20 protein-coding genes are annotated in these 22,777 nt (G+C 43.9%); 13 read left to right on the plus strand and 7 right to left on the minus strand.

What is annotated here, in order from left to right; genetic code table 11:
• Nucleotides 1-605: 605 nt before the first annotated feature.
• From ACX17N_RS14515 to ACX17N_RS14525, 3 genes are all read right to left on the minus strand, one after another.
• The gene (locus tag ACX17N_RS14515) at nt 606-2,996 is read right to left on the minus strand and encodes a glucose/quinate/shikimate family membrane-bound PQQ-dependent dehydrogenase (RefSeq protein ID WP_458893279.1); all 2,391 of its coding nucleotides are present in this window, start codon (nt 2,994-2,996) and stop codon (nt 606-608) included.
• A gap of 135 nt (nt 2,997-3,131) precedes the next feature.
• Nucleotides 3,132-4,328 (minus strand): carbohydrate porin, encoded by a 1,197-nt coding sequence (locus ACX17N_RS14520; RefSeq protein ID WP_458893311.1) that lies wholly within the window; start codon nt 4,326-4,328, stop codon nt 3,132-3,134.
• Nucleotides 4,329-4,500: 172 nt separating this feature from the next.
• Nucleotides 4,501-5,619, minus strand: coding sequence for a CaiB/BaiF CoA transferase family protein (locus ACX17N_RS14525; RefSeq protein ID WP_458893280.1), 1,119 nt, complete (start codon nt 5,617-5,619; stop codon nt 4,501-4,503).
• 210 nt (nt 5,620-5,829) lie between these two features.
• Between ACX17N_RS14525 and ACX17N_RS14530 the strand changes: the two genes are divergently transcribed.
• The 4 genes from ACX17N_RS14530 to ACX17N_RS14545 all read left to right on the plus strand — a co-directional run bounded on the left by ACX17N_RS14530 (nt 5,830) and on the right by ACX17N_RS14545 (nt 10,890).
• On the plus strand, nt 5,830-6,840 hold the full coding sequence (locus ACX17N_RS14530) for an AraC family transcriptional regulator (protein ID WP_241626900.1): 1,011 nt from the start codon (nt 5,830-5,832) through the stop codon (nt 6,838-6,840).
• Between the two features lie 240 nt (nt 6,841-7,080).
• A complete protein-coding gene (locus ACX17N_RS14535) occupies nt 7,081-8,286 on the plus strand; it encodes an acetyl-CoA C-acetyltransferase (protein WP_458893281.1) in 1,206 nt (401 codons plus the stop codon).
• A gap of 10 nt (nt 8,287-8,296) precedes the next feature.
• Nucleotides 8,297-10,432, plus strand: coding sequence for a 3-hydroxyacyl-CoA dehydrogenase NAD-binding domain-containing protein (locus ACX17N_RS14540; RefSeq protein ID WP_458893282.1), 2,136 nt, complete (start codon nt 8,297-8,299; stop codon nt 10,430-10,432).
• A 179-nt stretch (nt 10,433-10,611) separates the two neighbouring features.
• On the plus strand, nt 10,612-10,890 hold the full coding sequence (locus ACX17N_RS14545; protein WP_458893283.1) for a hypothetical protein: 279 nt from the start codon (nt 10,612-10,614) through the stop codon (nt 10,888-10,890).
• Between the two features lie 48 nt (nt 10,891-10,938).
• On the opposite strand, the gene ACX17N_RS14550 is transcribed toward ACX17N_RS14545, so the two are convergent.
• Nucleotides 10,939-11,379: a GNAT family N-acetyltransferase gene (locus ACX17N_RS14550; RefSeq protein ID WP_458893284.1), complete on the minus strand. Its 441-nt coding sequence runs from the start codon at nt 11,377-11,379 to the stop codon at nt 10,939-10,941.
• A gap of 32 nt (nt 11,380-11,411) precedes the next feature.
• The gene (locus tag ACX17N_RS14555) at nt 11,412-12,635 is read right to left on the minus strand and encodes a class I SAM-dependent methyltransferase (protein WP_458893285.1); all 1,224 of its coding nucleotides are present in this window, start codon (nt 12,633-12,635) and stop codon (nt 11,412-11,414) included.
• 101 nt (nt 12,636-12,736) lie between these two features.
• On the opposite strand from ACX17N_RS14555, the gene trhA reads away from it, so the two are divergent.
• Complete coding sequence (trhA, locus tag ACX17N_RS14560; protein ID WP_458893286.1) at nt 12,737-13,378, plus strand: PAQR family membrane homeostasis protein TrhA; 642 nt, start codon at nt 12,737-12,739, stop codon at nt 13,376-13,378.
• A gap of 145 nt (nt 13,379-13,523) precedes the next feature.
• Entirely contained in the window at nt 13,524-14,834 is a 1,311-nt protein-coding gene (locus ACX17N_RS14565) for an MFS transporter (protein ID WP_458893287.1), read from the plus strand.
• Nucleotides 14,835-14,946: 112 nt separating this feature from the next.
• Here the strand turns inward: ACX17N_RS14565 and ACX17N_RS14570 are convergent, their stop codons facing one another.
• Nucleotides 14,947-15,960, minus strand: coding sequence for a metallophosphoesterase (locus tag ACX17N_RS14570; RefSeq protein ID WP_458893288.1), 1,014 nt, complete (start codon nt 15,958-15,960; stop codon nt 14,947-14,949).
• A gap of 99 nt (nt 15,961-16,059) precedes the next feature.
• Here ACX17N_RS14570 and ACX17N_RS14575 point away from each other — a divergent pair, with 99 nt between their 5' ends.
• Nucleotides 16,060-17,688 carry a phospholipase D-like domain-containing protein gene (locus ACX17N_RS14575; protein WP_458893289.1) on the plus strand — a complete coding sequence of 543 codons (1,629 nt, stop codon included), beginning with the start codon at nt 16,060-16,062 and terminating at the stop codon, nt 17,686-17,688.
• A 19-nt stretch (nt 17,689-17,707) separates the two neighbouring features.
• Here ACX17N_RS14575 and ACX17N_RS14580 read toward each other — a convergent pair whose 3' ends face one another.
• Complete coding sequence (locus ACX17N_RS14580) at nt 17,708-18,541, minus strand: lysophospholipid acyltransferase family protein (protein ID WP_458893290.1); 834 nt, start codon at nt 18,539-18,541, stop codon at nt 17,708-17,710.
• A 185-nt stretch (nt 18,542-18,726) separates the two neighbouring features.
• Here ACX17N_RS14580 and ACX17N_RS14585 point away from each other — a divergent pair, with 185 nt between their 5' ends.
• The 6 genes from ACX17N_RS14585 to ACX17N_RS14610 all read left to right on the plus strand — a co-directional run bounded on the left by ACX17N_RS14585 (nt 18,727) and on the right by ACX17N_RS14610 (nt 22,553).
• Nucleotides 18,727-18,867 carry a hypothetical protein gene (locus tag ACX17N_RS14585; RefSeq protein ID WP_458893291.1) on the plus strand — a complete coding sequence of 47 codons (141 nt, stop codon included), beginning with the start codon at nt 18,727-18,729 and terminating at the stop codon, nt 18,865-18,867.
• A 69-nt stretch (nt 18,868-18,936) separates the two neighbouring features.
• Nucleotides 18,937-20,268, plus strand: coding sequence for a ribosome rescue GTPase HflX (hflX, locus tag ACX17N_RS14590; protein WP_458893292.1), 1,332 nt, complete (start codon nt 18,937-18,939; stop codon nt 20,266-20,268).
• Between the two features lie 46 nt (nt 20,269-20,314).
• Nucleotides 20,315-20,686: a hypothetical protein gene (locus ACX17N_RS14595; protein WP_458893293.1), complete on the plus strand. Its 372-nt coding sequence runs from the start codon at nt 20,315-20,317 to the stop codon at nt 20,684-20,686.
• 9 nt (nt 20,687-20,695) lie between these two features.
• Nucleotides 20,696-21,370, plus strand: coding sequence for an LrgB family protein (locus tag ACX17N_RS14600; protein WP_458893294.1), 675 nt, complete (start codon nt 20,696-20,698; stop codon nt 21,368-21,370).
• Between the two features lie 93 nt (nt 21,371-21,463).
• Nucleotides 21,464-21,910, plus strand: a complete 447-nt coding sequence (locus tag ACX17N_RS14605) for a DUF2147 domain-containing protein (protein WP_458893312.1) — start codon at nt 21,464-21,466, stop codon at nt 21,908-21,910.
• A gap of 190 nt (nt 21,911-22,100) precedes the next feature.
• Nucleotides 22,101-22,553, plus strand: a complete 453-nt coding sequence (locus tag ACX17N_RS14610) for a DUF2147 domain-containing protein (RefSeq protein WP_458893295.1) — start codon at nt 22,101-22,103, stop codon at nt 22,551-22,553.
• The last annotated feature ends 224 nt before the right edge of the window (nt 22,554-22,777 follow it).

Below are 22,777 nucleotides of genomic sequence, written 5' to 3' on the forward strand. Positions count from 1 at the left end.
ACGACTGACAGCATAACGACATTTAAACTATCAACAAAATGCGTTTTTTACATATTTCATAGCGGTTTTATTGATAAAGATAAATATTCGTGACATTTTCGCCAAATCCTTGAACTTTTTTTAGCTTTTATTCTTTTTGATTAGATGCTTATGCAATATTAATCTAACTCACCGCCACTCTCTCCAAGCTCATATTTTATTGCTGTTGCAGCTCCTCTTTCCGCTAAAATGAGATTTGGCAATCACGGAATCACACCCATCTTCGTTGATCACTTTTAAAATTTATGCCCATAGTCCAATCAATCAAATTCCCCTCAGTGCTGGCCTGACTGTTTACGGAGTTTTACCTCAAAAACATCCTTAAGGTGAAATAGAAATCCTATTTTTGCTGGTGATCAAGGCTCAACCTATGTACAGGCGACAAGACAATCTCAAACCGAACTGCAGGATCAATGATTTATCACATTCAAAATGCATGTATTGATTTTATCGTCATACGACTACAATCGTTAAAAGGTACTCGACGGCATGAGGCAATCCTTTTCAATTGCTTTTTAACAGCAAAAGCCTGACGCATCAGGCTTTTGTGTTTAAACAGAGATCTTTTACGGTAATGCATAAGCCACGACAGAATCGCCCATTTTGGTACCAAAAGAGCCATGACCACCCGCCATAATGACGACATACTGTTTACCATTCGCCTCATAGGTCATGGGGGTAGCTTGTCCACCTGCAGGTAACCGTCCTTCCCACAACTGCTCACCATTGCTGACATTAAAAGCACGCAGATAATTGTCTTGTGTAGCCGCAACAAACATGACATTGCCCGCAGTAGAAATAGGACCGCCGAGTCCGGGTACACCAATTTTTAACGGTGGTAACTGAAACAATTGCGGCAGACTGTCGCGGATGGTGCCAATGCGTTTTTTCCAGACCACTTGATGGGTTTTTAAATCTACCCCTGCCACATAGCCCCATGCAGGCTGCTTACACGGTAAACCCAGTGGCGATAAGAACGCGCTGATTTCAACACCATATGGCACACCATACATCGGTTGAATGCCCTGTTCAGTGCCTGCACCTTTGGCGGTTTCCTGACGGTTCGGGTCGGCTGGAATTAAGCGACTCACAAATGGCAAGCCAATCGGATTCATGACTGCCACCTGACGATCGGTATTGACCGACATGCCGCCCCATTCAAAAACGCCTAAATTGCCAGGAAAGACTAAAGTGCCATTTTCAGACGGCGGGGTATAAATGCCATCATAATTCAGACGGTGAAATGCAACACGGCAGATCAGTTGATCAAACATGGTCGCGCCCCACATGTCTTTATCTTTTAATTTTTCTTGCGGTGCCAGATTTAGATCGGAAAAAGGCTGCGTTGCTGAATAATGCTCACCTTGCGTTTGCGGTCCACGTTTCACCCTTTGTGGCACTGCCCGCTCGTTGATTGGCACGATCGCTTTGCCGGTGCGTCGATCCAGCACAAATACATTACCGGTTTTGGTTAATACATAAATCGCTGGAACGGTTTGACCTGTCGCATCCTGAATATCGGCCAAGGAAGGTTGCGCTGGAACATCCATATCCCACAGATCATGATGCGTGGTCTGGAAATGCCAAACCAATTTGCCTGTACTCGCATTTATCGCCAACATGGAATTGGCATAACGCTCTTTGAGCTCAGTGCGGTCTCCACCCCAGATATCAGGTGTTCCCACTCCTGTTGGTACATAGACAATATCGAGTTTGGCATCATACGCTAAAGGGGCCCATGCATTGGGCGAGTTATGCACAAACGTAGTATTTTCATTGGGCATGGCATTCGGATTTTGAGCGCCGGTATCAAAGACCCAGAGCAATTCCCCCGTATTCACATCATAGCCACGAATCACCCCAGAAGGCTCTTTAGAGGAATAGTTATCGGTCACGGAACCCGCAATCACTACAGTAGTTCCTGAAATAATGCCTGGAGATGTTGGGTTATAGCCACCTGGATAGGCATAAGGCATAAATTTTTGTAGATCGACCTCACCCTTGACCCCGAAATCTGAACAGGCTTTACCTGTATCCGCATTCACTGCCACTAAGCGTCCATCATTGACAGGGACAATCACTTTTCGAGGACATTCAGCCGATACGCTGCTGCGTTGCTGTAAGCTGGTCGCAAACTCAGCCGTGTTACTGGCATCGTAATACATGACTCCACGACAGGTTAGATGCTGAAAAGTATGATCCGCTTTTAACTTGGGATCAAAGCGCCATTTTTCTGTCCCAGTGACAGGATCTAAGGCAATTAACCATTGGTGCGTGGTACACAAAAAGAGATTATTCCCGACTTTAATCGGGGTTACCTGATTGGTGGTTTCTCCTGAATCTTGATCTGTTTTGACATCTCCGGTACGAAATGTCCAAGCCACTTTAAGATCTTTGACATTTTGATCATTAATCTGAGTCAACGGAGAATAACGTACCCCTGCTTGAGTCCGCCCATAGGCAGGCCAATCTTGCTCTGCGATCCCATCCACAGCTTGTGCCGTTTTTGGCTGTGGCTGCTGAATCACCCCATTCACTTCTTGCGGGTCATTAAAAATCGCATAGACCATAACCACTATTGCAATCAGTAATGTTCCTGAAAGGGCAACTTTACTGCCCTGTACCGAATTCATGTTTCGAGTCACTGCAGGAATAAGCAGCCATAAGCCAAGTATCCCCAAAATATCCAGACGCGGTGCCAGTGCCCAAAAATCGGTTCCAGCCTCCCACAGACTCCACAAGATGGTCGCCAGCATCAGAAAACTGTAGAGCCATAATGATGATGCTTGATTTCGCTTGAGTAGAAGTGCCGATGCCAACAACAAGCAGGCAGCAATCACATAATAAATAGAACCCCCTAATAAAATGAGCCAAATTCCGCCAATCAAGAGATAGAGCGCAATCAAGAACATCACAATTACGGTCAACGTTCGCATAGTACTGGATGGGTTACTCATTCTCTTCACCTCATGTTTTTATTATTCATGGCTTCTTCTATAATGTGTTACATCATAGCGTGCCTAGTGTTTTGGTTTCTTATACGGTTCAAATCCATGTTCGTCCGATCTAGATATTCGACATGGATCAGACATCTAGAATGCTGTTTGAAACTTAACGCCTCCAACCCAGACATTTTCGCCATTCTTATAGGCACCTACATGCCTTATATATTGAAGATTTGGACGGATCATGAGCCAATGAGTCGCTTGTAAGCCATAGTAAAATTCCGTGTTGTATTCTTCGTCTTGTCCAGTGTTGAAGTCATTATTCATATGAATGCGGGCAAAGCCCAATGCCATTTCATCTTGCGGACGTTGTTGAAATAGCCCAGTATAAATCAAACCAATATTTTGCATATTGTCTACGCGATTGGTCTTATCATCATGCAAAGTGAGGTTCAAAAAGCCCGTCAAGCCACGATGCGGCTCTTGATCATGTTGCAGTAATTGCTGTTTGGCGACCAACCAAAGCCCTTGTTTATGCGATGTTTCAGTCGGATTCTGAATTTCGGTAGCGTCTGCGGTACTGTAATAATAACCCCATCGGTATTCACCTGCTTTTGCCTGCGTACCGATCTGCGGTTGCCAAACCAATTCCACGGGGAAAATCACGCCATCCGCACCCGACATACTCAAATTAAAGCCTTGGCTGCGTTTTAAATTGTCGGGATTATATTCATAGGCTCCAATCTGGCTAAACAACTCAGGCGAAAATTGATATTTCAGCCGTGCCGCCCATTGACTCACTGGCCAGTTAAACCATTGGTCGCCCACCCAGTTGCCCACTTGGGAACCACATAAAGCCAAATTCTGAAAGCGACAGTCGAAACTATTAAAATCCTCCCCTTCACCAAAACGCCCGATTTTGATATCAAGTTGCTGATTTAAAAATTGCTTTTTGATCCAGAAATTCGTCAGTCGCCAAGTTTGCCCACGTCCCCAGACTTCTTGAGTTGAACTTAAATGCCCTGCCAGAGCCTCAGCGGTTTGCGAAAGCGAATGACCATTTCGCTCCGTCACAATAATTTGCGCTTCGGTGTCTTGCCAGCCCCATATTTTTTCTAAATCAAAATGACTTCCAATGACAAACTGATCAGCATATTCCGTCCCATCAGCAGGGTGATTTTTTGCATCTAAAAGGCTCGCCAACTCGCCTGTATAGCCGAAATCAAAGCGATAACCCTTAGCTTGCAATTCAGTTCGGGAACCATTCCAGTCCCCGAACATCCACGGACTTTCCGCTGTAAAAGCAGATTGCGCCTGTACTGATGAAGTGGTGCTCCACCCCATGACACACAGCGCCAGCCATTTCCATGTCCGACGGAATTTGTGCATAGCTGCAACCATTTATAATTCTGTGATTGCTATTCAGGTTACGCCAGTTTTTTCATGATCAAATATTATCTTTTTGTCGTTTTTTGTTAAGCGTTTGATCTTATGAACGATTACTAGCTTGTGCAGACTACCATTGGCCTACACCCAAAGCTTGCCCAATAAAATCATAGCGCATACTGGAGCGAGAGAACTTGATGGGGCAAGCAAGCTGCGCTTGGGTTTCGCTTGAATCTGCAGATAATGGCACTTGAACCACCCAATGACGCTGCTGTGCCAAATCAGAATGCAAGGCTTCATCCAGCTGTAAAACAGGTTCTACACAGACATCTTGTGCTGCAAATAACTGCTGCCATTGCGCTAAAGTCTGGGTTTTGATTTTTTCCTGCAAAGCCTGCTTCACCATCTTGCGATCTTCACTCGAGACAGAAGCCCCTTTGTCCTGCAAAATTGGAAGCTGTAACAATTGCGCTAAGCCTGACATGAATTGTGGCTCTAAACTACCGATAGACAGATAGCGACCATCTTGCGTTTCATAGTAATCGTAAAAGCTCGCTCCATTTAAAATGCCCGACTCTGGAGCTTGCGTGGTATTTCCTGCCAATGCGGCGGCGGCGGCCATACTGTTCAGTGCCACCACACAATCCGTCATGGAAATGTCAATATATTGCCCTTGCCCACTTTGCGCACGCTCAATCACTGCGCTTAAAATCGCAATAACCGCATGCAAAGACCCACCTGCAATATCAGCAACTTGAATTCCCAGTGGTGGTGGTCCGCCTTGTACACGCCCACTTTGCCCCGCAATGCCAGACAGCGCTAAATAGTTAATATCGTGCCCTGCTTTATCTTTATAGTCACCCGTTTGACCATAACCAGTAATCGAACAATAAATCAAACGCGGATTAATTTTTGATAAGGTGGCATAGTCTAAACCTAGACGCTGCATGACCCCTGGACGAAATTGCTCAACCACAATGTCGTAGTCCTGAATCCGCTCATGAATCTGAGCAATGTTTTGTGCATCCTTTAAATCTAAGGCTACGGACTGCTTGTTGCGATTGAGATATAAATGTGCAGTTGCCTGCCCATGTGCATAGGGCGGAAAGATTCGGATCAGGTCGGGTCGAGTCGGTGATTCTACATGAATCACTTCTGCACCTAGATCTGCCAAATATAAGGTCGCAAATGGACCAGGTAATAACGTTGAAAAATCGAGTACTTTCAATCCTTTTAAAGCATGTTGCATATTCTTTTTACTCTTGAACTGTTGTATTTTTATCTATCTTAGAAATATAAAATCAACAAAACAATGTCATGTTCAGCCATTTACCTTGATCATTTCGGCAAATTAACATGTAAAAAGGCTAATTTACCTATTGTAAATTGCCTATAAAACTTTTTTTAGCGTCATTTAGGTCATACGCAAGTGAATATAAAAGAGACGGAAGGATTTAATATGAGCCGCGATACGATCAGTATCCATTTTGTCAATGCGGCTTTGACTGGCGTAAAACGCCTCGGCATGGATGTCGAAACATTGCTATCGCATGTCGGCATCGAAGCAGAACTGCTGCGCCAACCTAAAGCTCGAATTTCACCAGAACAATATACACGTTTCGTGAAAATGTTGTGGATGGTGACTCAGGATGAACACATCGGCTTTGATACCCAGCCTCGTCGCTTGGGTACCTTTGCGATTATGTGCCAACTGATCATTCATGCCAAAACCTTGGGTGATGCTCTGGAATTATCGACACAATTCTACAAACTCTTTGGAGATGAATGGTGTGTTGCGCTCGAACGCGATAAACATGAAGCGCGTTTAGTGCCTTTAATTCCAACAGAAATGGATCCGAATCATTTCATTACCGAAAGTATGCTGATGATTTGGCATGGCTTGGCATCGTGGCTGATTGAACGTCGCTTGCCATTAGAGCGTGTGCATTTTGGTTACCCACGTCCTGCACATGCTGATGAATATGATGCGCTGTTTTTCGCACCCGTGATGCAGTTTGACATGCCACGTACCGAAATTACCTTTGCGGCAGATTATCTCGATTTACCTATTCGCCAAAATGAAGAAACGCTCGAAGAGTTCCTGAAAGCAGCACCAGCACAGTTATTGGTTAAATTTAAAAACACCAATTCTTTAACTTCACGTATTCGTGAAGTACTGAAGAGTCAAATTGGTGAAGAAATGCCAACCTTGAATGACGTGGCTTCGATGTTGTATTTATCTCCACAAACGCTACGTCGTCGTTTAGCAGCTGAAGGTAAAAGCTACCAAGGTGTAAAAGATGCTTTGCGTCGTGATGCTGCCATTCATTTATTACTCAATCCAAATCTGACCTTAGAAGACGTTGCTCAACAGGTTGGCTTTAGTGAAACCAGTACGTTCCACCGTGCCTTTAAGAAATGGACGGGAGTGACCCCTGGTTTATATCGCCAACTACATGGTTACTTATAAGCCCTTCTAAACTTTCAGTTCAAGCCCAGATGCTAGCATCTGGGCTTTTTTATACCTACTCATTTTAGATTGATCTGAGATTGCTACTTCCAAATGCCACACCTTATTTTAGACTGAGCATCGCCACGCAATTGACCAAAACTATCATCAGCGCCATGCCACTCTTGTCATTGCGCTTCAGCAAATTATCATTACACTCAAAACAACGAAATCAATGAACAACATCCAAGGGATAATAATATGAGCGAGGCCTACATCATCGATGCCATTCGCACACCGCGTGGAAAAGGGAAAAAAGACGGTTCATTACATGAAGTCAAACCCATTACTTTACTTACTACACTACTGAACGAATTACAACAGCGTCATCAATTCGACACCGCAAAAGTCGATGATATCGTACTTGGCTGTGTAACACCAATTGCCGACCAAGGTGGTGATATTGCCAAAACAGCCGCGATTGCAGCAGGTTGGAACGATGATGTTGCTGGCGTACAAATCAACCGTTTCTGTGCATCAGGTTTAGAAGCCGTAAACATCGCCGCACAAAAAGTGCGCTCAGGTTGGGAGGATATTGTTGTAGCTGGTGGCGTTGAGTCGATGTCCCGTGTCCCAATGGGTTCAGATGGCGGTCCTTGGGCACTTGATCCTGAAACCAATATCAAATCTGCGTTTGTTCCTCAAGGCGTTGGTGCTGACCTGATTGCAACCCTCGATGGATATAGCCGTGAAGATGTTGATCAATTTGCGGTACATTCACAGCAAAAAGCTGCTGCTGCACAAGCCAAAGGTTATTTTAATAAATCCATCGTACCTATCAAAGATTTTGCTGGCGTTACCATTTTAGACAAAGACGAATTCATTAAAGCCAATACCTCGGTAGAAAGCTTAGCTAAGTTGAATGCGAGCTTTGAGACAATGGGACAAATGGGCTTCAATTCAGTCGCTTTACAGAAATACCCAGAAGCACAGAAAATTAACCATGTGCATCATGCAGGGAATTCCTCAGGCATTGTGGATGGTGCAGCCGTGGTATTACTCGCCTCTGAAAAAGCCGTCAAAGAACAAGGCTTAAAGCCACGTGCCAAAGTGCTGGCAACCGCATTGGTGGGTACTGACCCAACCATCATGTTGACGGGTCCAGCCCCAGCAGCACGTAAAGCCTTAGCTAAAGCAGGCTTAAGTATCGAGGATATCGATCTATTTGAAGTCAATGAAGCCTTCGCTGCTGTAGTCATGCGCTTCATCAATGAACTCAAGGTGCCTGCCGAAAAAGTCAATGTCAATGGTGGTGCCATTGCCATGGGACATCCCTTAGGTGCAACAGGGGCCATGATTTTAGGAACTTTACTGGATGAGCTAGAGCGTCAAGGGAAAAAACGCGGGCTCGCAACCTTGTGTGTCGGTGGTGGTATGGGTATCGCCACAATCATTGAGTTAGTGTAAGGAGAAGCACATGAGCGCAATTCAATACGAAAAAAATGCCGACAATATTGTCATTCTTACGCTAAATTCGTCAGGGCAATCTGCCAATACCATGAATGCTGAGTTTCGCGATTCACTGGATGAAGTCAGCCAAAAACTTACAGCTGAAACTGAATTAACTGGCGTTATTTTCCGTTCAGCCAAAAAAACTTTTTTTGCAGGCGGTGACTTGGATGAATTAATTCAAGTGCAACCTGAACATGCCACCGATTTTTTCAACATGGTGGAAAAATTAAAAGCTAACCTGCGTCGCATTGAAACTTTAGGGGTCCCTGTCGTTGCGGCTCTTAATGGCACGGCACTGGGTGGCGGTTGGGAGCTTGCCTTAGGCTGCCATTACCGTATTGCGATCAATGATCCAAAAACTCAATTCGGTTTGCCTGAAGTGACCTTAGGTTTGTTGCCGGGTGGTGGCGGAATTGTGCGGATGGTGCGCCTACTTGGTTTACAAAATGCTTTTCCATTTCTAATGGAAGGCAAACCGTTTGGTGTCGAAAAAGCTAAATCTTTAGGTTTGGTGCATGAAACAGCTGCGAATGAACAAGAGCTCATGGACAAAGCGATTGCATGGATCAAAGCGCATCCTCAATCAGCACAACCTTTTGATGTGAAAGGTTACAAAATTCCGGGGGGTGATCCGAAAACCCCTGCGGTGGCGCAAATGCTCGCCATCGCCCCAGCGATACTGCGTGACAAAACCAAAGGCTGCTACCCTGCCCCTGAAGCCATTATGGCGGCAGCGGTAGAAGGAGCTCAGGTCGATGTGGATACCGCGTTACGCATTGAATCCCGCTATTTTACTGAGCTGACCATCGGTCAGATTTCCAAGAATATGATCGGCACATTCTGGCATGGTCTAAACGCCATTAAGTCGGGTGCTAGCCGCCCAGCGGATGTGGCAAAATGGCAAGCCAAGAAAGTGGGGATATTAGGTGCAGGAATGATGGGGGCAGGCATTGCCTACTCAACTGCCATTAAAGGTATTCCTGTGGTGCTTAAGGATGTCTCTATCGAAAATGCAGAAAAAGGGAAAGCCTACTCTCAAAAATTGCTAGATAAACGTGTTGCTCAAGGACGTTTGTCTACAGAAAAACGCGATCAGATTCTATCACTCATTACTGCAACGGCGGATGCTACAGACCTGCAAGGCTGTGACTTGATCATCGAAGCGGTGTTTGAGAACCAAGAACTGAAAGCCAAAGTGACACAAGAAGCAGAACCCTATTTAGCAGAAGGTGGTATTTTTGCCTCCAACACCTCAACCTTACCCATTACAGGTTTAGCAACAGCAAGTAAAGACGCCAAAAACTTTATTGGTCTACATTTCTTTAGTCCCGTCGATAAAATGCAGTTGGTGGAAATCATCAAAGGTCAAAAGACCTCTGCTGAAACGTTGGCAAAAGCTTATGACTTTGTTCAACAAATTTCCAAAACACCAATTGTGGTGAATGATAGCCGTGGTTTCTTTACCAGCCGTGTCTTCGGAACCTTTATTCAAGAAGGCATGCGCTTACTGGCAGAAGGTGTGCATCCAGCAAAAATTGAAATGGCGGCACTCAAAGCGGGTATGCCTATTGGTCCATTGGCCATTCAAGATGAGGTTTCGCTAACGCTTTCTGAGCACGTTGCCAATGAATCACGCAAAGCACTGCAAGCCGAAGGTAAAGACTTACCTAAGACTCCTGCCGATGACGTGGTACAGACCATGATTCATGAACTGAATCGTAAAGGTAAAGCCGCTGGTGCAGGCTTCTATGAATATCCTGAAAATGGCAAAAAATATTTATGGGATGGACTCAGTCGCTGGTCCAAAGAGCATACCATTTCAGAAAAAGAGATGATTGACCGTTTCTTGTTTGTACAAGCGCTTGATACTTTACGCTGCTACGAAGAAGGGGTTTTAGAGTCTGTGATTGATGCCAATGTCGGTTCTATTTTCGGGATTGGTTATGCTCCTTGGACAGGTGGTGCAATTCAATTCTTAAATCAAAATGGTGTGCAGCAATCCTTACAGCGTGCTGAGCAACTGGCAGCGCAATACGGCGAACGCTTTAATCCACCTCAAATATTGAAAGATAAAGCCCAACGAAACGAAATTATTCAATAAGTGCTAAAAAATTAGATTTGATTTGGAGGGGAACGACGCCTCCAAATCTAGCCAGTTTCGCAGCATTAAAACCAGAACAATTAAGCTTTTTATAAAATTTGGTCTGCATTCATCACATTTTATGTTATAAAGTTACATAATTTTTAACAGTTTCTTTTTTATCCATTGGGTTAATTGTTATGTCAGAAGATACTTCTCCTGAAAAATCTCCATGGGGTTGGAAAGCCCTCATTATTGCTACGATTTTAAGTATTCTTTTTCTGGTTATTTTTTATTTAGCGATGCAGAACGAACCTGACTATATGCCAGGTAAACAAAAGCTTGCACGTGAAGCTCAAGCCAGCAGTGCTCCTGTAGAGCACAATATGGACATGAGTGCAGAACAGCATCAAATGAGTGCTGAAGAACATGCTGCGATGAATGAATCCGCAGCCTCGACCGCACATCATGGTCATTAATTAATAAAAAAGCCATCTCCAAGAAGATGGCTTTTTTATGCTTAGCCGCTAAAGATCGACCTTTTTTTCAGCCAAGGACAGCTGCATGTCAATATGCGGAATCCCGCAATCCAAATATTCTTGCCCACAGACGTAGAAACCCAAATTTTGGTAAAATGCGATGGCATGCACTTGGGAAGATAATTGCAGCAAAGGACGCTGTTGTTTCAGTGCTTGCTGGATAATTTCCAACATTAACAACTGACCAATGCCCTGCCCACGTTGCGGTGCAACTACAGCCACACGGCCAACACTGTGATTCGGCAATAAGCGGGCGGTTGCAATCGCCTGTTCATTGTCATACACCACAAAATGCTGGGAAACCGCATCCTGTGCATCCCATTCATCCGCCTCAGCAATCTGCTGTTCCTGAATAAATACTTGCGTTCGAATCGGTTTGGCATCACGCTGCATTTCAGCCCAAGTGCCCATGCGAATCTGTAAGGTCATCTTTCTATCCTCAGGCATTTGATTGAATCCACTTAACACTTAGCACCAATATCACGCTGATCCCATTGATTATTTAACAGTAATTCTAAGGAGTGCTTTTGAATGCCATACATATTTTTTAAAGCTGCAATTTGAGCCAGTACCGCAGCATCAGGGGCAACAAAGTCTGCACGTTTGGTGGCTAAAATCATTTTATTTTTACTGGTATGTTCCAACGATACAAATTCAAAAACCTTGGTTTCATAGCCATAAGCTTTGAGCAGCAAGGCGCGAATGGTATCGGTCAACATTTCTGCCTGCTGTCCGGCATGAATACCAAACTGTAACATCGGCTGAATCACTTCGGGACTTTTCAGTTGTGGACGCAGTTCCTTATGACAGCACGGTGCGCACATGATCATCTGGGCATTTAAGCGAATGCCAGTATGAATGGCAAAATCCGTGGCGACATCACAGGCATGTAAGGCAATCATGACATCGAGGCGTTCGGGTTGATAGGTACGAACATCGCCTTGGAAAAAGTCGAGTTGTTGAAAATCCGATGCCTGTGCCACCTGCTGGCAAAACTGCACCATCTTTTCGTTCAACTCCACGCCCGTGACAAAGGGCACTTGCTGATTTTTGGCTAAATAGTCATATAAAGCAAAGGTCAAATAGCCTTTACCCGAACCAAAGTCAACCACACGCAAGGCTTGATCCTGCGTTGACAATTGCGTCAGTGCCCCTGAAAAAATTTCCACAAACTTATTAATCTGCTTCCATTTACGCGCCATGCTCGGAATGATCTGCGCTTGCGCATCGGTAATGCCTAAATGCTGTAAGAACACACTGTCTTGCTCCACAAAACGGTGCTTGCTACGGTCATGCGACTGCACTGGACGTTGTGTATCTGTGCTGGCTCCCGTTTTGGGACTCAGTATCAATAAATCTTTTTTCTTATTGCGTTTAAGTTGCGCATCTTGAGTCGCAGTAAATAAATTTGCTTGTTTACAACAACTCAAATAACGAGCAATGATCCGGACAGCATCCGTTAAAGGATAGTTTTTAGTGACATCTTGGGTTTTGTAACGATAAAGCACATTTAAAACGGGCTGCTGTTGCAACTCGATGACCCGAAAAGTCATTTTTTCTAACTGCTGCATTTCTCCCTTATATTGGCTCAGAATTAAGCGATCAAAACTTTGTGTTTCAAGTGCTTGCTGCACAGCATCGAGAAACTGTTGTTCCTGAGCAGAAGGAGAAGTCGAGTCAGACATAGTATAAACCTAATCAAATTTGCGACTAAATTTTAAAGCGTCTTACACGAAAAGCAAAATTGAATTACTATACATTTGTATTTTTAATAAAAACAGCCATTATGAACACGCCACCTGTGCAAGATTATCATCCGACTGAAGAGCAGTTTAATGTCTGGAGCCATGCGCTAGGGGCTGTGCTCGCCTGTATCGCAACCATCCTGCTGGTCATTAAAGGCCATTACTTAAGCACAGGTCAATGGATTGGTCTTTGGGTGTATGGTTTGAGTATGATTCTGCTCTTTACGGGTTCCAGTTTATATCATATGGCTCAAAGCTATGAAAAACGGTTTTGGCTTAAAAAACTGGACCATACCGCCATTTATTATCTGATTGCCGGCACCTATACCCCTTTTCTTTCCATTGCCATCCCGACCGATAAAGCCCATAAGCTCTTAATCGCACTGTGGGTGATCGCACTAATTGGAACACTATTCAAATTAATTTTCATACATCGCTTTCAGAAAATTTCCCTCATCGCCTACTTAGTCATGGGCTGGCTGGCAGTACTGTTAATTGATGATATGCAACGTTATTTATCTGCTGAAGCTCAATTTTGGTTAGTCTTGGGCGGGCTAGCTTATACCGTTGGTGCATTGTTTTATGCGTTAAAACGGGTAAGATATACCCATGCGATCTGGCATGTATTTGTACTGATAGGCGCTGGATCACACTTCCTTGCGATCTATCTGTACGTGATTTAATCTGCTTCTCTCGAGTTTTAGTGACCCTAAACGAGTAGATGTAAGTCAGATTTTCCGTCGTTTTTTTAAGAAATTACGCCTTTTTTAAAAAGATTACGCTTTTAAAACTAAGTTTTTTTTAATTTTAGTAAGTGTAAGGTTCTCTATGGCGTCATCAACTACAGCTACATTAGAAGTAGCAACGAATTCAAAATTCCGTGTACTTACCGCAAGTCTGGTTGGTACGACGATCGAATTCTTCGATTTTTATATTTATGCCACTGCTGCTGTCATTATTTTTCCACATCTGTTCTTCCCTGCAAGCACAGATCCGATGACGGCAACGATTCAATCCCTCGCTACTTTTGCGATTGCCTTCATTGCCCGCCCAATTGGTGCGGCATTGTTTGGACATCTGGGCGACCGTATTGGACGCAAAGCCACTTTAGTCGCGGCTTTATTGACGATGGGGATTTCGACCGTCTGTATCGGTTTATTACCTACCTATGCCCAAATCGGGATTGTCGCACCGTTATTATTAGCGTTGTGCCGTTTAGGGCAAGGACTGGGTTTAGGTGGTGAATGGTCTGGTGCCGTATTATTGGCCACCGAAAATGCACCTGAAGGCAAACGCGCTTGGTATGGCATGTTTCCACAACTTGGCGCGCCAATCGGGTTTATTCTAGCGACGGGCTCGTTCCTAACGCTCGGTGCGTTCATGTCTGAACAAGACTTTATGCAATGGGGTTGGCGCATTCCGTTTATTGCCAGTGCCATTCTCGTGATTGTGGGTCTTTGGATTCGTCTTAAACTGCACGAAACACCAGCATTCCAAAAGGTGCTGGATAAACAAAAAGAAGTCAATGTGCCATTCAAAGAGGTCATGACCAAGCATCTGCCTATGCTGGTTTTAGGCACCATTGCCGCGATTTGTACCTTTGTAGTGTTCTATCTGACTACCGTGTTTGCACTCAACTGGGGAACCACCAAACTCGGTTATTCCCGTGCAGAATTTTTAGAATTACAACTGGTCGCCACCCTGTGTTTTGCGGCCTTTATTCCACTTTCTGCAGTATTGGCTGAAAAGTTCGGACGTAAAGCCACCTCAATTGCGGTCTGCGTACTTTCTGCATTATTTGGCTTGGTCTTCTCTAGTATGTTGGAATCAGGTAACACCTTCGTGGTGTTCTTATTCCTGTGTACCGGTCTGGCCATTATGGGACTGACCTATGGCCCAATTGGAACGGTATTATCTGAAATTTTCCCAACCTCAGTTCGCTATACGGGTTCGGCCTTAACCTTTAACTTGGCTGGTATTTTTGGCGCTTCTTTTGCACCACTGATTGCCACCAAATTAGCCACCACTTACGGCTTATATGCGGTAGGTTATTACTTAACAGCAGCCTCAATCTTGTCCCTTTTGGCTTTCCTCGCCATTCGTGAAACTAAAAATGACGATGTAAACAATCAAGTGTAATTCCTGTCACACCCGATAAGAAAAAACTGCAACGACAAAAAGTCCCTCAAGCTTCACGCTGTTTGAGGGGCTTTTTGATGCCGGTAAAGCAAAGACTTTACGTTATTGAAGCTTAAACCAATTCAATAATATCAATGGTCGGCGGGACACGAAACCGAAAAGGGACACCGACCATGCCTGTACCTACTGTCACAAAGACATCGGCATGTTCATGGTTATAGAGTCCTTTCTTATGCCCTAAGATGGACACTTTCTTCATGACATAATCAGTTAACCAAGGTAATTCTACTTGCCCACCATGGGTATGTCCCGAAAGCATTAATGGACGATTCGGAAGTTTAGGTACCATATCAACGGTATCAGGGTTATGTGAAAGAATCACCCATGGCTTATCTTGAGGTAAGTCGGGCATATAACGCATGTCTGCCTTGCCGGCCCATAAGTCACCCACCCCAATTAAACGAAATTCTTCAAACTCGACAATCTGCCCTTCAATATCAATAACTTCATTCACACTTAAGGCATGACTGAGCAAGGCTTGAATCGGTGGGCCTGGATACTGTTCATCGTGGTTGCCATAGACAGAATACACAGGCGCCTGAATATTTTTCAACGGCGCCAGTTCATCCGCCAGCGTATCTTCAGGTTCATAAGTCCAATCGCCTGCCACCACCACCAAATCAGGTTGTTGCTGGTTCACTTTTTCCACAATAATTTTAAGTTGTCGCTCATGTCCAGAAAATAGACCAATATGTAAATCTGCAATTAGGGCGATTTTCACGGGTTTCTGAATGCGAGTCCCTGCATCCAGTTGATATTGAGTGGTTTTAACTTGCACACAATGCGGCTCGATAAATCTGGCATAAATCAACACCAGACTGAGCAAGAATACAAAACCAGCTTCATGCAACGAGTAATAACCACTCCAACCTGCATAGAGGCTAAATATAACCAACGGCCACAATAAATAAGACAAATAAAAGGCGAGTAAATGCACAAAAGCTTTAAACGGATGGATAGTTTCAGTATGCGACTGGCTATGCCATGCCTGTGCAATCGCCCAGAGGGTGATGAGCACGAAACTTCCATAAAAAATGAAAATCATGGAGTCAGTTGTCAATATCATTACTCACTGTACCAGTTACTAATTATCTATTTATATTTATCTTTTCATAGCTGACTATTATACTCAAACTTAATCTAGCTATTATAGTGCAAGAGTATAATGGGTCCGAGCAATCACGTTGTGCAACGTCAGTCTGTCATCAAGAAGAAAACCTACTCGAAAGCAGGACTATTGCTTTGTAGCAGCCTATTATTGGGCTTACCGGCCTGCTCGACTCTTCCTCAATATACGCCACAACCCGTGGTCAATTCATTTGATATTGACACATCTCATACATCTTTAGCCAAAATTATCACCCCCTTACGTGAACAAAACCCCAACCTTACGGGTTTTCATGTCCTGAACGATCCTTTGGAAGCGATGGCTGCGCGTATTCATTTAATTGAACGTGCCGAAAAAACCCTCGATTTACAATATTATATTTGGGACAACGACAAGATTGGTGCAATTGCCCTACATGCCATTATTCAAGCGGCAGACCGCGGTGTTAAAGTGCGCATGCTGATTGATGACAATAACGCCGGCAAAATGGAAGGCGTCTATCTGGCACTGGCGCAGCATCGTAATATTGATGTCAAACTATACAATCCCTATGGCTTCCGTGACTTCCGTGCCATGGACATTCTGCTCGACCTCAAGCGTGTGAATCGCCGCATGCACAACAAGAGCTTTATTGCCGACAATCAGATTGCACTGATTGGCGGACGCAACATGAGCAATCAATACTACAATGTCAGTGATCATTACCAGTTCTCTGATGTTGATGTCATGTTAGTGGGAACTGCTGCGGATGACATTGCATCTTCATTTAATGAATACTGGAATGATGCCTATGCTTACCCAGTCAATCAAATTGTCGATCCGAAAAAATACACCCTGCGTTATGAGGGACTTAAGCAGCAAGTGAATGATCACTATGCAGATGTCACTGTACAAAATTATCTCGATTTGGCCAATCGCTCGCATGCTTTTGAAGAATGGCTCAATCACAGTATTCAGTTCGACTGGGTCAAAGCAGAAGTGGTAAAAGACTCTCCGAACAAAACACGCGATAAAGCTGCACCCGAAGACTATTTAAATCACCAACTCATTTCACACCTAGAAGCCCCAAATGAAAGTCTGGATATTGTTTCGGCCTACTTTGTACCAGAAACCAAAGGGGCCGATGTTCTAGAGAAAATTTCGCAAAAAGGGGTTCAGGTTCGTATCCTGACCAATTCATTTATCGCCAATGACGTTGCTTTAGTCCATGCCTTTTATGGTAAATATCGACAAGGCCTGCTGGAAAATGGTGTACAAGTCTATGAATTTCTAGCGGCTCCGGAACAGGAAAACCTGTATCACAATACAGAAGAGCTGTCGAAAAAAGCCAAAATCAGCTTAAGAGGTTTAAGTCGTTCCAGTCTACATGCCAAAATGCTGGCCATTGATGAAAGCCAAGTCTTTATCGGTTCTTTTAATTTTGACCCGCGTTCGGCTTATCTCAATACTGAAATCGGTGTGATTCTCAATAGTCCGCCTTTAGCCAAAGCTGTGCACGAAACAATGGATCAAAACCTGTCCAAATATGCCTATAAACTGGTGTTAGATGCCAATAATAACATCAATTGGCAGCTCACGCATCGCAACGGCGAAGTCAAAATTTACACCCAAGAACCCAAAATGAAATGGTGGCACAAAGCCGGGGTAAAATTTATTTCATGGCTGCCTGTAGAAGGCTTTATGTAATACCAATATTCGGCAGCGCTTAAACTAAAGCGCTGTTAGATAAAGCTTCAGTGGAATGCAAAACCCGTTGATGTAATTGGGCTAAACCCTTGATCATGTCCCGTTGCACCATCGCAGTTAAACTTTCAAGGCTATGACCTTGCGTCGCAATCGAAGGTAAGATCAATAAATGTGCTGTGACTTTCGGCATTTCCAGCACATTTTTCACATGATCAATGAAAGTCACCTCACCAACAAACGGCGCCACCAGATCTAATTCACCCTGCTGATTCACATAGCAAATCACACAGATTTGCACGGGGCGTTGTGCTTCAATCGCAGCACCTAAAATTCGTCCATGAATTTTTTTAATGCGGGTGCCATCCGAAGTTGTGGCTTCAGGAAAAAATAGCACGGGAATGTCTTGCTTCAGAAAGGTCGCAATCTGTTCACGAATTTTGATTGAGTCACCCGAGCCACGTTTAATAAATAAAGTTCCACCGGCTTTCGCTAATTTACCAAACACCGGCCATTTTTCAATTTCGGCTTTGGCTAAAAAAAAGACCCGCGCTCCTGAACCCAACACTGCAATATCTAACCACGAAATATGATTGCTGACCCATAAGGCTGGTTCATGCGGAATCTGACCATGTACCTCAACCTCGATATTAAAAACCTTGCAGAGTTGGCGACAAAAATATTGTACATAACGCGTATTATTGGCATTGTTCGGGTCTTTATATAAACCATGACGAGCAACCAAATAAAAACCTTCAGAAACAACGCCCAAGCCAGCACCAAGCTTACGCCCGTACAAAAAAAACTTAGAAATTGGATTTAATGAAGAGGTTGGAGCAGGTGAATTTTCTTTCATAAATTTATTACTAACCAGCAAAACAGTGTCAATATTTTGAGTTCACTTTGACCATTCTATACTGTTCAATCCATGCTTGCACTGATTATAAAAACCGAATCTAAGCATTACAAAATCCAATTTTCATTCGTATGACAACTTGATTATGATGAATTTATGAACAGTAGGATCCATAGGTGAGCCATATGCATACTCATCCCCCACCTCGTAAATCTAAGTCACATCATCATCACTGGATACATGTACTGCAAATGATCATTGGCTTCAGTATTTTATATTTCGCCGTCATCATTCTGTTTGCTAAATTATTCGCAGCAACATTATAAATCGACTAATCTCAAGCATCTCAGCCCTTTTTCCACTAGAATAAAGTTTTAAAGCGGAGAAGCGGCTGAGTGGCAAATTTAAAACGACATCAAGGTGGTGAAAGAATTATCTTGGTCAGTGTTTCTGTGCAAATGCTGGAAGATCTTGATGCCGAAGAATTCAATTTGTTGGCACAATCTGCAGGTGCAGAGATATTGGCTCATGTCCATGCACAACGAATTAAACCGGATGCCAAGCTGTTTATTGGTTCAGGCAAAGCGGAAGAAATTGCCGAACTGGTCAGCGAACATGAAGCGGATTTGGTCATCTTCGATCATGCCCTGACCCCTGCCCAAGCTCGTAATCTGGAACAAATTTTAAAATGCCGTGTAGTGGATCGAAATGAACTGATTCTGGATATTTTTGCCCAGCGTGCGCGAACCTTTGAAGGTAAGTTACAGGTCGAGTTAGCCCAGCTCCAACATTTATCCTCTCGTTTAATCCGTAGTCGCGGTACCTTAGACAGTCAAAAAGGTGGCATCGGTTTACGAGGTCCAGGTGAAACCCTCCTTGAAACTGACCGCCGACTGTTAAAAATTCGCATGGGACAGTTAAAAGCCAAACTGGACAAAGTCCGTCAAACACGATTACAAGGTCGTGTTGCCCGTCAAAAAGCCGCAGTACCTACCGTTTCACTGGTTGGGTATACCAACGCAGGTAAGTCCACCCTCTTCAACGTACTGGCCAAAAGTGATGTCTATGCTGCGGATCAGCTCTTTGCCACACTCGACCCTACCCTACGTCGCTTGTCATGGGAAGGAATTGGTACGGTTGTGTTAGCCGATACGGTTGGCTTTGTCCGCAATCTTTCTCACTCTTTAGTCGAATCTTTCAAAGCCACGCTAGAAGAAACGCTGGAAGCAACCTTGCTGTTACATGTGATTGACTCCAGTAGCCCCGAAATGCTAGAACAGATTGAAGCCGTTGAAAAAGTCCTGAAAGAAATTGGCGCCGATGTTCCAGTACTCAGGGTCTATAACAAAATCGATCAAAGTGGTGAAGACGCCAAAATCATGTACTCCCAACCCAACCTACCTGAACGCGTTTATGTTTCAGCACATACGGGACAAGGGATTGAGTTGCTGCAACAAGCGGTGCATGAATGTCTCATGGGACAAATTCAGACTTTTAACTTAGTGCTGAAGCCACACTACGGCAAATTCCGCACCCAACTTTATACCCTCAATGTGATTCAAACGGAGCATTATGATGATGCGGGCAATCTTCATTTAACCGTTAAAATTGCTCCGTCCAAATTAGAACAACTGATTCGACAAGCGCATTTACCGCTAAACGAAGTGCTTGGGGAGCAAGCCGCTATATTTCAGAGAACTCTGGAGGAGTTTGAAATCAAACCCTAAATCGGTTAAAACGTGATAAGTAAAATTTTAACTGTAATGATAAATCATGGATTGGATAAAAACCTTCGACTGGCCAGCATGGTTGGGAACGCTTACTCTAATTGTAGGATTCCGTGAATGTGCAGTATGGCTCATGGCACAATTCAACCATCCTGAGCTGGGTAATTTGGTGGGGCTGATTAGCTTACTCGTCCTGCTCCTCATCTGGCGGAAATTTCGTAAAGTTCCACCCCGTCTGGTAGATACCAACAATAAAATCATGAAAGAAAGTGCCTTCGCTTTTTTACCGATTAGTGCAGGCTCATTACTGATGCTGGTACATATGGGAAGTGAAATTCCGCTCTTTCTGGTGGTGCTTGTTGTCAGCACTCTAATTCCATTATGGATCTACGCCAAAATGGCAAAGCACTGGTTATAGGAAAAGCACATGATCGCAATTTTATCGGGATTTCTGATTACCCTTGTGGCGTATTTATGTGCCAAGCCGATTAATAAACGCATTCCTCAAGTCCCTGTGATTGTCATCGGGATGTTCTTTATTATTGGCTTATTGTTGGTATTGGGGATTCCGTATGAAGCCTATATGAGCCAAACCAATGCCCTGTTCAGTCATTTACTTGGTTATGTCACCGTCGCACTGGCAATTCCTCTGGCCGCCATGCGTTATGACGACCTACCCCCCAAAGCCATTGTCAGCATTCTCGTTTTTGCCAGCATCAGTGCGGTTGCATTGCCTATGGGCTTAGCCTATTTGCTGCATATGGCAGATTCAACCATTATGGCTTTTGCCACTCGGGCAGTCACCACCCCTATCGCCATTAATATTGCCACTTTATTGCACGCACCAGTCACCTTAGTCATTCTGATTGTGATTCTGTCTGGAGTCATTGGCGCGGCCTTCTCCCCTATTATTTTAAGACATATTAACGATGAACGCGCTTCAGGACTGGCGCTAGGCTTGGCAGCACATGCGATTGGTACTGCTCAGGCTTGGCAACGTGGCAGTGTCGCGGGGCGTTATGCTGCTTTTGGCATGGCCGTTAATGCAGTTTTCACCGCAATTTGGCTGCCAACCTTCATACTTTACTTGCAAAAAATGTGACTAACAAATCACTTTAAAGGATTGTGTTGCATAGAAAACGGTCCTAAGATAGTTTTGGTTTAGACTATGAATCAGCAAAAAAGGGAATTTATGATGGGGAAAGCTAAATTTATCAGTGCACTTGTTATCTCTGCCTTGAGTAGTATGACTTTTGCGGATGATATTTCTGGAGTCTGGAAAAATATTGATGATAAAACAGGCTCATCAAAAGCGGTTTTAGAAATCCGTCAAGAAACAAATGGAACGTACACCGCTAAAGTCGTGAAAATTACGCCACGACCTGGTTATACACCCAAAGATACTTGTATGAACTGTCCTGCACCTTATACCAACAAACCTATTTTGGGCATGGATGTGCTTAAAGGTTTAAAACATGAAGAAGGTCAAAACTATACTGGTGGTAAAATCATTGACCCACTTTCAGGCAAAATTTATAGCACCAAAGCCAAAATGAGTGCCAATGGCAAACGTTTAACCCTTCGCGGTTATGTGGGCGTATCGGCTCTTGGCCGTAGCCAAACTTGGATTCGTCAAGAATAAACCATCCAAAAAGATCAAACCGCCTCTCTCAGGCGGTTTTTTTATGATTCAATTTTTCATCTGCAAGATTCAAGCAAGCTGACTCTGTAGTTTACCAAATTTGAACATTTTCGTAGTTATACACGCTAAAGTTTCCACGCATATCCCAGCGATATAAAAATGTATAAGGTTTCACATTTACAGGGAATACATGAAAACAATCATCTCTTTTAGCTTTTTCACAGGTTTAGTCTTCGCCAGTTCAGCAGCTTTAGCCCAAGATATTTCAGGCACTTGGCAGCAAATTGACGACAAAACAGGTTCACCCAAGGCCGTTATTGAAATTCGTAAAGAATCCAACAGTACCTATACTGGCAAGATTGTCAAAATCACTCCGCGTCCAGGTTATACCCCGCGTGAACGCTGTAACAATTGCCCAGCTCCGTATACCAATCAGCCCATTCTCGGCATGGAAATCCTGAAAGGTTTAAAACAAGTGGAAGGAACCAGCAGCTATGAAAAAGGCCGCGTGATTGATCCGCTATCGGGTAAATTCTATGATGCCAAAATGAAGCTCAATGCGACTGGAAAACGCCTGTCTTTGCGTGCCTATATGGGCGTTTCTGCTCTAGGGCGTAACCAGACATGGTTAAGAATCGAATAATTGCGTGCGTATCTGGATTGAGCGAACCGAGCTCAATCCACAACAACCAAGATCAAGTAAGTCGAAACACCCCAAATATCTAAAACAATCAAATCAAAAAATTAGATCTCAACCATCTTTTCCATTACCGCATTGAAAAGAGCTTATTCACGTATTCCTATAGCAACCGAAGCATCTCCATGATTTCTGATCCATCAAAAATATCGCATCTGGGCAATACGCCA

Source organism: Acinetobacter sp. GXMZU3951 (assembly GCF_054457875.1).

Coding starts and splice junctions, on each gene's coding strand:
- ACX17N_RS14515 (WP_458893279.1), bottom strand. CDS start 2,996: ATGAGTAACCCATCCAGTACTATGCGAACGTTGACCGTAATTGTGATG.
- ACX17N_RS14520 (WP_458893311.1), bottom strand. CDS start 4,328: ATGGGGTGGAGCACCACTTCATCAGTACAGGCGCAATCTGCTTTTACA.
- ACX17N_RS14525 (WP_458893280.1), bottom strand. CDS start 5,619: ATGCAACATGCTTTAAAAGGATTGAAAGTACTCGATTTTTCAACGTTA.
- ACX17N_RS14530 (WP_241626900.1), top strand. CDS start 5,830: ATGAGCCGCGATACGATCAGTATCCATTTTGTCAATGCGGCTTTGACT.
- ACX17N_RS14535 (WP_458893281.1), top strand. CDS start 7,081: ATGAGCGAGGCCTACATCATCGATGCCATTCGCACACCGCGTGGAAAA.
- ACX17N_RS14540 (WP_458893282.1), top strand. CDS start 8,297: ATGAGCGCAATTCAATACGAAAAAAATGCCGACAATATTGTCATTCTT.
- ACX17N_RS14545 (WP_458893283.1), top strand. CDS start 10,612: ATGTCAGAAGATACTTCTCCTGAAAAATCTCCATGGGGTTGGAAAGCC.
- ACX17N_RS14550 (WP_458893284.1), bottom strand. CDS start 11,379: ATGACCTTACAGATTCGCATGGGCACTTGGGCTGAAATGCAGCGTGAT.
- ACX17N_RS14555 (WP_458893285.1), bottom strand. CDS start 12,635: ATGTCTGACTCGACTTCTCCTTCTGCTCAGGAACAACAGTTTCTCGAT.
- trhA (WP_458893286.1), top strand. CDS start 12,737: ATGAACACGCCACCTGTGCAAGATTATCATCCGACTGAAGAGCAGTTT.
- ACX17N_RS14565 (WP_458893287.1), top strand. CDS start 13,524: ATGGCGTCATCAACTACAGCTACATTAGAAGTAGCAACGAATTCAAAA.
- ACX17N_RS14570 (WP_458893288.1), bottom strand. CDS start 15,960: ATGATATTGACAACTGACTCCATGATTTTCATTTTTTATGGAAGTTTC.
- ACX17N_RS14575 (WP_458893289.1), top strand. CDS start 16,060: ATGGGTCCGAGCAATCACGTTGTGCAACGTCAGTCTGTCATCAAGAAG.
- ACX17N_RS14580 (WP_458893290.1), bottom strand. CDS start 18,541: ATGAAAGAAAATTCACCTGCTCCAACCTCTTCATTAAATCCAATTTCT.
- ACX17N_RS14585 (WP_458893291.1), top strand. CDS start 18,727: ATGCATACTCATCCCCCACCTCGTAAATCTAAGTCACATCATCATCAC.
- ACX17N_RS14595 (WP_458893293.1), top strand. CDS start 20,315: ATGGATTGGATAAAAACCTTCGACTGGCCAGCATGGTTGGGAACGCTT.
- ACX17N_RS14600 (WP_458893294.1), top strand. CDS start 20,696: ATGATCGCAATTTTATCGGGATTTCTGATTACCCTTGTGGCGTATTTA.
- ACX17N_RS14605 (WP_458893312.1), top strand. CDS start 21,464: ATGGGGAAAGCTAAATTTATCAGTGCACTTGTTATCTCTGCCTTGAGT.
- ACX17N_RS14610 (WP_458893295.1), top strand. CDS start 22,101: ATGAAAACAATCATCTCTTTTAGCTTTTTCACAGGTTTAGTCTTCGCC.